This window comes from Monashia sp. HAY1-2A, assembly GCF_056755315.1.
Map to the genome: position 1 here is coordinate 1 of NZ_JBNDHY010000134.1, position 11,779 is coordinate 11,779.

At 72.6% G+C, this 11,779-nt stretch carries 10 protein-coding genes; 3 read left to right on the forward strand and 7 right to left on the reverse strand.

Annotated features, from left to right (window positions below):
• Positions 1-365: 365 nt before the first annotated feature.
• The 7 genes from ACPYOM_RS17080 to ACPYOM_RS17110 form a co-directional block, all read right to left on the reverse strand.
• Entirely contained in the window at positions 366-1,652 is a 1,287-nt protein-coding gene (locus ACPYOM_RS17080; protein ID WP_481346882.1) for a thymidine phosphorylase, read from the reverse strand.
• A gap of 48 nt (positions 1,653-1,700) precedes the next feature.
• Positions 1,701-2,111, reverse strand: coding sequence for a cytidine deaminase (locus ACPYOM_RS17085; protein WP_481343964.1), 411 nt, complete (start codon positions 2,109-2,111; stop codon positions 1,701-1,703).
• Positions 2,108-3,382, reverse strand: a complete 1,275-nt coding sequence (locus ACPYOM_RS17090) for an ABC transporter permease (RefSeq protein WP_481346883.1) — start codon at positions 3,380-3,382, stop codon at positions 2,108-2,110. The genes ACPYOM_RS17085 and ACPYOM_RS17090 overlap by 4 nt, the downstream gene beginning before the upstream one ends.
• On the reverse strand, positions 3,379-4,500 hold the full coding sequence (locus ACPYOM_RS17095; RefSeq protein ID WP_481346884.1) for an ABC transporter permease: 1,122 nt from the start codon (positions 4,498-4,500) through the stop codon (positions 3,379-3,381). Before ACPYOM_RS17095 ends, ACPYOM_RS17090 begins: the two co-directional genes overlap by 4 nt.
• Entirely contained in the window at positions 4,497-6,239 is a 1,743-nt protein-coding gene (locus tag ACPYOM_RS17100) for an ABC transporter ATP-binding protein (protein WP_481346885.1), read from the reverse strand. The genes ACPYOM_RS17095 and ACPYOM_RS17100 overlap by 4 nt, the downstream gene beginning before the upstream one ends.
• Before the next feature lie 215 nt (positions 6,240-6,454).
• Positions 6,455-7,519: a BMP family lipoprotein gene (locus ACPYOM_RS17105; RefSeq protein WP_481342180.1), complete on the reverse strand. Its 1,065-nt coding sequence runs from the start codon at positions 7,517-7,519 to the stop codon at positions 6,455-6,457.
• 236 nt (positions 7,520-7,755) lie between these two features.
• A complete protein-coding gene (locus tag ACPYOM_RS17110) occupies positions 7,756-8,997 on the reverse strand; it encodes an amidohydrolase (RefSeq protein WP_481346886.1) in 1,242 nt (413 codons plus the stop codon).
• Between the two features lie 93 nt (positions 8,998-9,090).
• Here ACPYOM_RS17110 and ACPYOM_RS17115 point away from each other — a divergent pair, with 93 nt between their 5' ends.
• From ACPYOM_RS17115 to ACPYOM_RS17125, 3 genes are read left to right on the forward strand one after another with little or no spacing between them, the layout of a single operon-like run.
• Complete coding sequence (locus tag ACPYOM_RS17115) at positions 9,091-9,804, forward strand: (2Fe-2S)-binding protein (RefSeq protein ID WP_481346887.1); 714 nt, start codon at positions 9,091-9,093, stop codon at positions 9,802-9,804.
• 19 nt (positions 9,805-9,823) lie between these two features.
• Entirely contained in the window at positions 9,824-10,777 is a 954-nt protein-coding gene (locus ACPYOM_RS17120; protein ID WP_481346888.1) for a pseudouridine-5'-phosphate glycosidase, read from the forward strand.
• A 3-nt stretch (positions 10,778-10,780) separates the two neighbouring features.
• Positions 10,781-11,653, forward strand: a complete 873-nt coding sequence (locus ACPYOM_RS17125; protein ID WP_481342177.1) for a carbohydrate kinase family protein — start codon at positions 10,781-10,783, stop codon at positions 11,651-11,653.
• The last annotated feature ends 126 nt before the right edge of the window (positions 11,654-11,779 follow it).

Below are 11,779 nucleotides of genomic sequence, written 5' to 3' on the forward strand. Positions count from 1 at the left end.
TCTCAAGAATCAGACACACACCATCAACCACACCCACACACGCAGGCCCGGCCTCCGGGGCAACCCTTCAAACTTACTCACCGACCCCACCGGAGTCAAATCCGCGGCCCGCCCAGAAGAGCGGTCCCCGACATGCTCCGAGATGGCCTCGGCTGGCGATGTTTCCCGACCTCAGGTCAGGTTCGACATCGACGTCATGCCCCGGGTCCCGGCCGCCGCGGGCGTCCGTTCCGCCCGGTCGGGCTGACGTCGTAACGTTAGCCCCACGACCCGGACGAAGACAAATCCGTCCACGCCGCCCGTCGACGGCGGCCGACCTGCGTCCGGGAGCAGGCGCAGGACCAGCGGCCCAGGGCTCCGTCGGGTCAGGCGATGCGGTCGATGACGATGGGGTCGAGGACGGGCCGCGATCCCTCGGGAGCCACGGTGATGCCGCCATCGAGCGCCGCGATCGCCCTCTCGAAGCGCTCCGGCTCGTCGGTGTGCAACGTCAGCAGCGGCTCTCCCCCGCGGACCGTGGCCCCTGGCTTGTAGTGGATCTCCACTCCGGCCCCCGCCTGCACCGGGTCCTCCTTGCGGGCCCGCCCGGCGCCGAGCCGCCAGGCGGCGACACCGACGGCGAGCGCGTCGAGCTCGACGAGCACGCCGTCGGCGGGTGCCAGCACGTGGTGGGTCTCCCTGGCCGTCGGCAGGGGCGCGTCGGGGTCTCCCCCTTGGGCGCGGATCATCCGGCGCCAGGCGTCCATGGCTCGTCCGTCGCGCAGGGCGTCGGCGGGATCGACGTCGACACCCGCCGCCTGCACCATCTCCCGGGCCAGCGCGAGGGTCAGCTCGACGACATCCTCGGGCCCTCCGCCCTCGAGCACCTCGACCGACTCGCGCACCTCGAGCGCGTTGCCGGCCGTGAGGCCGAGGGGCGTGCTCATGTTCGTCAGCAGCGCGACGGTCCTCACCCCGGCGTCGGTGCCGAGGCGCACCATCGTCTCCGCCAGCTCGCGCGCCTGACCGAGCTCCTTCATGAATGCGCCGGACCCGACCTTGACGTCGAGGACCAGCGAGCCCGTCCCCTCGGCGATCTTCTTGCTCATGATGGAGGTGGCGATGAGGGGGACGCACGACACCGTGCCGGTCACGTCGCGGAGCGCGTAGAGCTTCTTGTCGGCGGGCGCGAGGCCGGATCCTGCGGCGCAGATGACGGCTCCGACCTCCTCGAGCTGGGCCAGCATCTGCTCGTTGGTCAGGTCGGCCCGCCAGCCGGGAATCGACTCCAGCTTGTCGAGGGTGCCCCCGGTGTGGCCGAGCCCTCGTCCGGACAGCTGTGGCACCGCGACGCCGCACGCGGCGACGAGCGGTGCGAGCGGGAGCGTGATCTTGTCGCCGACCCCACCGGTCGAGTGCTTGTCGCTCGTCGGGCGAGACAACGAGGAGAAGTCGAGCCGCTCCCCCGAGCGGATCATGGCGTCGGCCCACCGGGCGATCTCGCGGGCGCTCATGCCGTTGAGGTAGATGGCCATCGCCAGGGCGGACATCTGCTCCTCGGCGACGACACCGCGCGTGTAGGCGTCGATGACCCAGTCGATCTGGGCGTCGGTCAGCTCGGACCGGTCCCGCTTGGCGGAGATGACGTCCACGGCATCGAAGGCTTCGCTCACGGCGCCATCATTCCCCAGCGCGGCGCGCTCCGGGGCCGGGAGCCGGTCTCACGCCTGCGCGGCGTCGAGGTCGGCGCGCCCGAACGCCTGCGGCAGCACCGCCGACATCGGCAGCACGCCCTCCGGCGTCATGAGCAGGCACTCCGGACCGCCGTTCTCCCAGAGCAGCTGACGGCAGCGTCCGCAGGGCATGAGGGGCCGGCCGTCGGCCCCGACGCAGAACACGTGGGTCAGGCGGCCGCCGCCGGTGGCGTGCAGCTCGGAGACCATGCCGCACTCCGCACAGAGCGCGACGCCGTAGGCGGCGTTCTCGACGTTGCACCCCGCCACGACGCGTCCGTCGTCGACGAGGCCGGCGACGCCGACCCGGAAGTTCGAGTACGGCGCGTACGCGCGCTCCATGAGCTCGACCGCCCGACGCCGCAGCGCGTCCCAGTCGACGGGCGTCGGCTCGCTCATGTGGCCTCGCCCTTGCGGTAGACGACGCCGTCGGCCGCCGGCATACGCAGGCGTTGCGAGGCGAACGCGAGGACGAGCAGCGTCGCGACGTACGGCGTCATGCCGGTGAACTGGTTCGGCACGGTGTCGGACAGGAGGAACCACGTCATCGCGAGGACACCCATGACGACCGTCGGCACGCCGGCGAGCGGCTTGCCCCGGCGACGGCGGACGACCTGCCAGACGCCCCAGGCGACGAGGCCGACCGCGATCGGCAGCAGGTAGGCGTGCACGACGTCGCCACCACCGCGCAGCTGGACGGCGTCGGTGTAGCCGAAGAGCGCCGCGCCGCCGGCCAGACCTCCGGGGCGCCAGTTGCCGAAGATCATCGCGGCGAGGCCGATGAAGCCACGACCGCCGGTCTGGCCCTCGCGGTAGAGGTTGCTGGCGACGAGGACGAGGAAGCCGCCCGCGAGGCCCGCGAGCCCACCGGAGACGAGGACGGCGGAGAACTTGTAGCGGTACACGCTGATGCCGAGGGACTCGGCGGCGACCGGCGACTCCCCGCACGACCGCAGCCGCAGACCGAAGGCGGTGCGCCACATGACCCACCACGTGACGACGAGGAGGAGCACGGCGATGACGGTGAGGATGTTGAGGTTGGTCGTCAGGGCCCGCAGCACCGACGCGAGGTCGGACAGCAGCCACCAGTGCCTCTGCTCGAGGCTCAGCAGCGGGTCCGAGACACCGGGGACCGACAGGAACGGCAGCTGGTGCAGCGGTGGCGACTGCGTCGGACCGCCACCCGGCAGGCCGGTGAAGGTGCGCACCGCGAGGTAGGCGCCGGCACCGGTGCCGAGGAGGTTGATCGCGACGCCGGAGACGATGTGGTCGACCCCGAAGACCACCGTCGCGAGGGCGTGGATGGCGCCCCCGACGACGCCCATGAGGATCGCGCCGAGGATGCCGGCCCACGGGCCGTAGTGGAAGCCGAAGAAGGCCCCACCCCACGTGCCGAGGACCATCATGCCCTCGAGACCGATGTTGACGACGCCGGCCCGCTCGCTCCAGAGGCCGCCCAGACCGGCCAAGCCGATGGGCACCGCGAGACCGATGGCGGCCATGAGCGCGCCGGAGGAGTCGATGTCGTTGGCGCCGGTGACGACGCGCACCGTCGAGACGACGAGGAGGGCGCCGACGACGATCGCCGCCCAGAACCAGCGCGGCCGGCCGGTGCGCGGGGCCGCCGGGGCGGTGGCCGGGGCCGTCTCGGTCATGACCGGGGTGCTCATACCCGGACTCCTTCCGTCCGGGCGGCGGCTTGCCGGGCGAGCTCGGTGGCGACGCGGCGCTGCTCGAGGCGGACGTTCGCGCGGCGCACGACCTCGTACGCGATGACGACCGACAGCACGATGACTCCCTGGATGACGAGCACGAGACGGTCGCTGACGCCCGCGCTGATCTGCAGGCCGTTGCCCTGCCCGTCGAGGTAGGCCCACAGCAGGGCGGCGAACGCGATGCCGACCGGGTGGTTGCGACCGAGGAGGGCGATGGCGATGCCGGCGAAGCCGAGACCGGCCTGGACCGTGTCGCCGTAGACGTAGTCCTGGCCGAAGAGCAACGGCATGCCGACGAGCCCCGCCGCCCCGCCCGAGATGAGCATGGAGGTCAGCACCATCCGCTTGACCTTGACCCCGCTCGCGATCGCCGCGGACTCGCTGCGGCCGGTCGCACGCAGGTCGAAGCCGAACCGGGTCTTGTTGATGACGAACCAGTAGAGGATGCCGACGAGGATCGCGAGGACGACGAGGCCGTAGACCTTGCTCGGCGTCGCGATGATGCCGTCGAGGGAGATGCCGGGGACGCGGGAGTCCTCGGGCAGCGGCTTGGTGTTCGTGGCGTTGCTGCCCTGGACCCGCTGCGCGGTCTTGCTCAACAGGAACGCGACGAGGAAGGTCGCGATGGCGTTGAGCATGATCGTCGAGATGACCTCCGACACCCCGCGGGTCACCTTGAGCAGGCCGGCGATGCCGGCCCACACGGCTCCCGAGGCCATGGCCACGACGAGCGCGACGATGATGTTGAGCCAGCCCGGCAGGTAGCCCTGGCCCGCGAAGAGCGCTGCGGCGAACGAGGCGACGCGGTACTGGCCGTCGACGCCGATGTTGAACAGGTTCATCCGGAAGCCGATGGCCACCGCGATCGCCGAGAGGTAGTAGACGGTCGCGCCGTTGATGATGGCGATCACCTGGCGCGGCAGCGGCACCTTGAACAGCTGGGCCCACACCGCGCCGACCGGGTCACCCGCGACGAGCAGGATGACCGTCGTCACGACGACCGCAACGACGATCGACAGGAGCGGCGCCGCGGCTCCCATGAGGAGACGGCGGGCGTCGAGGCGGGTGCTCATCGGGTCTTCCCCTCGTCGTCGGTGCCGGCATCGAGCTCGTGGGTCGACGCTGCCCAGGTCGGATCCGCAGGGCCGTCCGCCGTGGGGTCGGCCGTGGAGTCCGCAGTGGAGTCCGCCGTGGAGTCCGACGTGGCGCCCACGGTCGCGTCGGCGCTCGCACCGTGCGCGGCCTCGGCGCCGGCGGGCGAGTGCGCGCCCGTCATGGCCGCGCCGAGCTCCTCGCGGGTGACGACGTCCGGGTCGAACTCGCCGGAGAGGCGTCCGCGGAGGATGACGCGGATGGTGTCGGACAGGCCGACGAGCTCCTCGAGGTCGGCCGAGATGAGCAGGACGCCGAGGCCCTCGCGGCGGGCCGCCTTGATGTGGTCCCAGATCGCCGCCTGCGCGCCGACGTCGACGCCGCGGGTCGGGTGGGCGGCGACGAGGACGCGCGGGTTGCGGCGCATCTCGCGGCCGATGATGAGCTTCTGCTGGTTGCCGCCCGACAGCGAGCCGGACGTGACGTCGATGGAGGGCGTCCGCACGTCGAACTGCTCGACGATCGTCTGGGTCTCGCGCTTGGCGCCGCCGGCGTTGACGAGGATGCCGCCGGGACCGGTCACGTTGATGCCCTCGGTCTGGTGCCCGAGGATGACGTTCTCCCAGAGCGGCGCCTCGAGGAGCAGCCCGTGACGGTGGCGGTCCTCGGGGATGTAGCCGATGCCGGCCTCCCGGATCTCGCGGACCTGCCAGTCGGAGATGTCGACGTCGCCGAGGAGGATGCGCCCGCTCGAGGGTTCGCGCATGCCCATGATGACCTCGACGAGCTCGGCCTGGCCGTTGCCCTCGACGCCGGCGATGCCGACGACCTCGCCGGCGTGGATCGTCAGGTCGATGGAGTCGAGCAGGTCGCGGCCGCCCGCGGGGTCGGCGAGCGAGGTGTTCTCGATGGTCAGGACCGGCGTCTGGGTGACCGTGGACTCCTCGGTCGAGGGCGACGGCAGCTCGGACCCGACCATGAGCTCGGCGAGCTGGCGCGGCGTCACGCCCGTCGGGTCGACCTCGGCGACGGTGGTGCCGCGCCGGATGACGGTGATGGCGTCGGCGACCTTGAGCACCTCGTCGAGCTTGTGCGAGATGAACACGACCGTCAGGCCCTCGGACTTCAGCTCACGCAGGTTGTCGAAGAGCTCGTCGACCTCCTGCGGCACGAGGACCGCGGTGGGCTCGTCGAGGATGATGATGCGCGCGCCGCGGTAGAGGACCTTGAGGATCTCGATGCGCTGGCGGGCGCCGACGCCGAGGTCGGCGACGAGCGCGTCCGGGCGCACGCCGAGGCCGTAGGCCTCGGAGATCTCGCGGATCTTGGCGCGGGCGGCGTCGCCGATGCCGTGCAGCTTCTCGGCCCCGAGGACGACGTTCTCGAGCACGGTGAGGTTGTCGGCGAGCTGGAAGTGCTGGAACACCATGCCGATGCCCACGGCGATGGCGTCGGCGGGCGAGCGCAGCTGGCGCACCTGGCCGTCGACCTCGATGGTGCCCTCGTCGGGCTGCTGGACCCCGTAGAGGATCTTCATGAGCGTCGACTTGCCGGCGCCGTTCTCGCCGACGATCGCGTGGACCGTGCCCTTGTCGACGGTGAGCGCGATGTCCTTGTTGGCGACGACGCCCGGGAAGCGCTTGGTGATGCCCTCGAGCCGGACGGCGGGGGTACCGCGGTGGACGGCCTGCGGAGGCTCGCCGGGCTCGCCGCCGGTCACGGACTCGTTGGTGACGATGACACACACTCCTCATGCGGGCCCGCGTCGACGCGGGCGTCGATCGAGTATTGAACCAGCACCTGCGAACCTAACAACCCGCGACGTGCCGGGGGGTGAACTCCGGAAGATGCGACGGCCCGGACGACGCGCACGCGCCGCCCGGGCCGCCCGGGAGGGCCGGCCGCTACGGCCGCGGCCCCTGTGAGCCCAGCAGATCAGGACTTCGGGACGGTGATCTCGCCCGAGATGATCTTCTGCTTGTAGTCGTCGAGCTTGCTCTTGATGTCGTCGATGTGACCACCGGTCGTGGCGTAGTCGACGCCGCCGGCCTTGAGGTCGAAGATCTTGTTGCCGGCCTTGAAGGTGCCGTTCTTCACCGAGGTGATGTAGTCGAAGACACCGACGTCGACCTTCTTGATCATCGAGGTCAGGATGACGTCGCGGACGTCGGCCGGAGCGGTCTTGGCCTGGTCGGAGTCGACACCGATGGCCCACTTGCCGGCCGCCTTGGCCGCCGTGAAGACGCCGCCGCCGGAGCCGCCGGCCGCGTGGTAGACGACGTCGGCGCCGCCCTGGTACATGCCGTCGGCCGCGGCCTTGCCCTTGTCGACGGAGTTGAAGCCCGAGAAGTCCGGCGGCTGCGTCAGGTACTTGACGTCGATCTTGATGTCCGGCTTGACGGCCTTGGCGCCGGCCTCGTAGCCCGCCTCGAACTTCTTGATGAGGTCGGTCTGGACGCCGCCGATGAAGCCGATGTGGTTCGTCTTGGTCTTGAGGGCGGCGGCCGCACCGACGAGGAAGGAGCCCTGCTCCTCGGCGAAGGTGATCTGTTCGACGTTCGGGCCGGCCGAGTCGGGCGAGGCGTCGTCGACGATGGCGAACTTGACGTCGGGGTTGGCCTTGGCGGTCTCCCCGACGGCCTTGGCGTACGCGAAGCCGACGGCCACGATGTTCGTGTAGCCGGCGTCGATGAGCTGCTGCAGGCGCTCCTTGCGTGCCGACTCGGGCTCGCCGTTGACCGCCGAGGCCTCCTTGGTGTCGGCGCCGAGCTCGGACTTGGCCTTGTCCAGGCCGGCAGCGGCGGCGTCGTTGAACGACTGGTCCCCGCGGCCACCCACGTCGTAGGCCATGCCGATCTTGAGCGTGCCGCCACCGGCGGAGCCGGTGGACCCGCCGCCCGTGCTGCCGGGGGACGTCGTGTTGCCGGTGCTGCTGCCGCAGGCCGCGAGGCCGAGAGCGGCGGCGGCCACGACAGCCGCGGCCTTCGTTGCGTGACGCAAGGGTTGCTCCTTAGGAATATCGACGAGCCGACGACGACATCGGCCCAGATAGCACGGAACTGTAGACCCGGGTGGGCAACGTTCTGCGCGGCTCGACGCAAGTCGCAGGAAGTGTTACCGATCCGCGACCGCTCCGACGTGAGATCGACAGGACACCGGGCGCCGGCTGTGCGATGGGTCCGAACCGACCGGGCGTCCCCTGCGAGGCGCCCGGGTCGCCCGGGTAGCCGACGTCCTCAGCGGGCCAGGCCGAGGCGGCGGGGCCGGTCGGTCTCGACTCCGCGCCCGGAGGCCGCGGAGAAGACGACCCCGGCCAGGGTCCGCGCACCGATGGCGATGGCGGCCTCGTCGACGACGAGGTCGCCGCGGTGCAGGTCGTACGTCGGGCCACCGGGCGTCCGCGTGCCGAGCCGGGCCATGGCGCCGGGGACGTGCGTCAGGTACCAGGCGAAGTCCTCGCCGCCGAGCGACTGCGGCGTCGACGCGACGAAGGCCCCTGCGCCCGTGACCGCGGCGGTCAGCGCGTCGATGCAGCCGGCGTCGTTGACGACCGGCGGGACACCCTTGGTGATCGTCACGTCGGCGTGCACCGCGTACGGTGCGACGACGCCGTGGACGACCTCCTCGAGGAGCCGCTCGACGCCGTCCCAGATGCTCGCGTCGAGCATCCGCAGCGTGCCGCCGACCTTGCCCGAGGAGGGGATGACGTTGTGCGCGCCGCCGGAGTGGACCGAGCCCCAGACGAGCGCCGCGCCGGCACGGGGGTCGAGCCGTCGCGACAGGACGGCGGGCACGTCGGTGATGACCTTGGCCAGCGCGTACGTGAGGTCCTGGGTCAGGTGCGGCCGCGACGTGTGTCCGCCACGTCCGCTCAGCGTGACCTCGACCTGGTCGGCCGCCGCCGTGATGGCGCCGACGCGCAGCCCCACCTGGCCGGCGTCGAGGCCGGGGTCGCAGTGGAGCGCGAAGATCCGGTCGACGCCGACGAGACCGTCCTGGGCCACGACGTCCTCGGCGCCGCCGGGCATCAGCTCCTCGGCCGGCTGGAAGACGAGGCGTGCGCCGACGCGAGCCGCGATGAGGCGTGCCTCGACCTGCTTGAGCGCGAGAGCGGCGCCGAGCAGGGCCGTCGTGTGCACGTCGTGGCCGCACGAGTGGCTGACGCCGTCGGTGCCGGAGGCGAACTCCAGCCCGGTGGTCTCGCGGATCGGCAGGGCGTCGAGGTCGGCCCGGAGCGCGACCCGCTGCACGGGGTCGGCGGCTCCGAGGTCGGCGACCAGGCCGGTGCCCCGGAGCCGGCGCACCCGGATGCCGGCGTCCTCGAGACGCTCGGCCACCGCCGCGGTGGTGCGGACCTCGCCGCGCCCGAGCTCGGGGTGGGCGTGCAGGTCGCGACGGAACGCGATGAGCTCGGCCACGTGCTCCTCGACGACGCGCCCGATGGCGTCGAAGGGCAGCGGGAGCGCGGCGTCGGTCACGAGCACGGGATTGTAGCGAGAGGATGGACCCTCCCCGGCATCCGGGGAGAGTCGGCGTGGGCCTCACCCCGACGAGGACCGGCAGGAGGCGGCGTGGACGGACGGGCGGCGGAGGCGTCGGCGGTGCCGGGCGAGCCGGCCCCGGTCGACGTCGGGGAGGTGCTGCGTCGGGTCGACGACTCCCTGCCGTTCACGACCGTCACGCCCGAGGCCTCGCCCGCGACGACGTGGTGCGCCGACGTCCTCGCCCACGCCCGCGCCGGCGCGGACCCTCTCGCGCCGTGGCGCGACGCGCTGCGCACGCAGATGACACGGCGTCATGGCGTTCCCGTCGCCCCGCACGTGCCTGCGGCGTTCGTGCTCCAGTGGTGGTGCGAGGTGGCCGCGACGCCGCTCGCCTTCGCGGCCGCCCTCGGGCCGTGGGTGCTCGCACCCGAGGCCGCCGGGCTCGGGTTCGAGCTCGCGCCGGGTCTGAACCCGCACCGGATCGTCGTCGACCCGCGGCACGTCGTCGTCACGACCGAACCCGACGACGAGGATCGTGCGGCGCTCGCCCGCAGCCGCTACGACGCCCTCGTCCACGACGTCGTCGCCGGGTTCGCGCCCGAGGTGCGGATGGGCTCGCGGCAGCGCTGGGGCGTCGTCGAGGACGTGTGGGTCACGGCGTCACGGCTGGCCACCGGTGCGGCCGGGCGGACGACCGGGCCGGAACCGCGGCGGGTCTCGTGCTGCTTCATCTACGCGCTGCCGGGGATGCGCGAGTGCGCGGCGTGCCCGCGCGGCGGATCCCCGTCGCACCGTCGATAGCCCGAACTAGGGTGTGGCCATGCCGTACCGGACCCCATCGCCCGACCTGCTCGTCGTCCGGGAGGAGGTCCGGGAGGCGCTCGACGCGGGCCGCGGCGTCGTCGCCCTGGAGTCGACGATCCTCGCGCACGGGCTGCCGCACCCGGACAACGTCGAGGTGGCCGCACGGATCGAGGACGCGGTGCGCGCCGGCGGCTCCGTGCCCGCGACGATCGCGGTGCTCGACGGGGTCGTGCACGTCGGCCTGGGTCCGGCCGAGGTCGAACGGGTCTGCACCGAGCCCGACGTCGCGAAGCTGTCGGTGCGCGACGTCGGCGTCGCCGCCGCCCTCGGGCGCACCGGCGCCACGACCGTGGCCTCGACCTCGGCCCTCGCGCACCTCGCGGGCATCCGCGTCTTCGCCACCGGTGGCCTCGGCGGGGTGCACCGCGGCGCGTCCGAGACCTTCGACGTGTCGGCCGACCTCGGCGTCATCGCGTCGACGCCGGTCCTCGTCGTCTGCGCGGGGGTCAAGTCGATCCTCGACGTCGCGGGCACGCTCGAGTACCTCGAGACGCTGTCGGTGCCGGTCCTCGGCTACCGGACCGACGCGTTCCCGGGCTTCTACCTGTCCGACTCCGGGCACCGCGTGCCGTGGCGCGTCGAGACGCCCGAGGAGGCGGCGCGCGTCGTCGCCGCCCGCGACCGCCTCGGCACCGACCGGGCCGGCGTGGTCCTGGCCAACCCGCTCCCCGAGGACCGCCAGGTCGACCGCGGCCTGCACGACCGTCTGGTGGCCGAGGGCCTCGCGGTCCTCGAGCGGGAGGGCGTGCACGGCAAGGACGTGACGCCCCGACTGCTCGAGTACTTCCACGACAGCTCGGGTGGCGAGTCCCTGCGTGCCAACGTCGAGCTCGTCCTCGCCAACGCGCGCCTGGCCGGCGAGGTGGCAGCCCACGTCGCCCGGCTGTCTCGACCGGGTGCGGGGGCCTGACCGATGCGGTCGGTGGTCGTCGTCGGTGACGTCGGGCTCGACGTCATCACGGCACCCGGTGGGCCGATCCGGTGGGGGACCGACACGCCCTCGTCGGTGCGGCTCGTGCCGGGTGGCGCCGGTGGCAACTCGGCCGCGTGGCTCGCGTGGGCCGGCATGCCGGTCACCGTGGTGGCCCGTGTCGGCAACGACCTCGCCGCCCGCGCCGTCGCCGCGGACCTCGCCGAGCGGCACGTGCGCACGGCCTTCGCCGTCGACCCGGTGCTGCCCACGTGCGTCGTCACCGTGCTGCTCGATGCGGACGGCGAGCGGACGATGCTGCCCGACCGCGGCGCGAACCGCGCCTTCTGTCCCGACGACGTGTGGCTCGCCGACCTGCCCCACGACGACCGCGAGCCGCCGCACCTGCACCTGTCCGGCTACGTCCTGCTCGACCGCGGGTCACGGGACGGCGGGCTCGAGGCGCTACGGCAGGCCCGCGACCTCGGTTGGAGCGTCTCGGTCGACCCCCAGGCGTCGGCTCTCGTCGACCGGGAAGGCGCCGAGGCCTTCCTGTCGTGGGTCGACGGCGTCGACCTGCTCCTGCCCAACGCCTCCGAGCTCGCGGCGCTCGGCGGGTTCGAGCGGGTGCTCGCCCGGGTGCGGGAGGTCGTCGCGACCGACGGCGCGTCGGGGGCCCGGTGGGTCGGCGAGGGGACCGACGAGGCGGTCGAGGCGCCCCTGGTCGAGCACGTCGACGCCACCGGAGCCGGCGACGCCTTCAACGCCGGCCTCCTGTCGGTGTGGCTGAGCGGCGGCTCGCGCGCGGCCGCGCTGCGCGCCGGCGTCGAGGCGGGCTCGTCCGCGTGCCAGGGCCTCGGGGCCCGGCCCCGCTGACCCCACCCGTCTGCTCCTGTCTCTTATACACATCTCCGAGCCCACGAGACGCGTAGTAATCTGGGGGGGCGGGTTTTTTTTTTGGGAGGGGGGGGGGGGGGGGGGGGGGGGGGGGGGGGGGGGGGG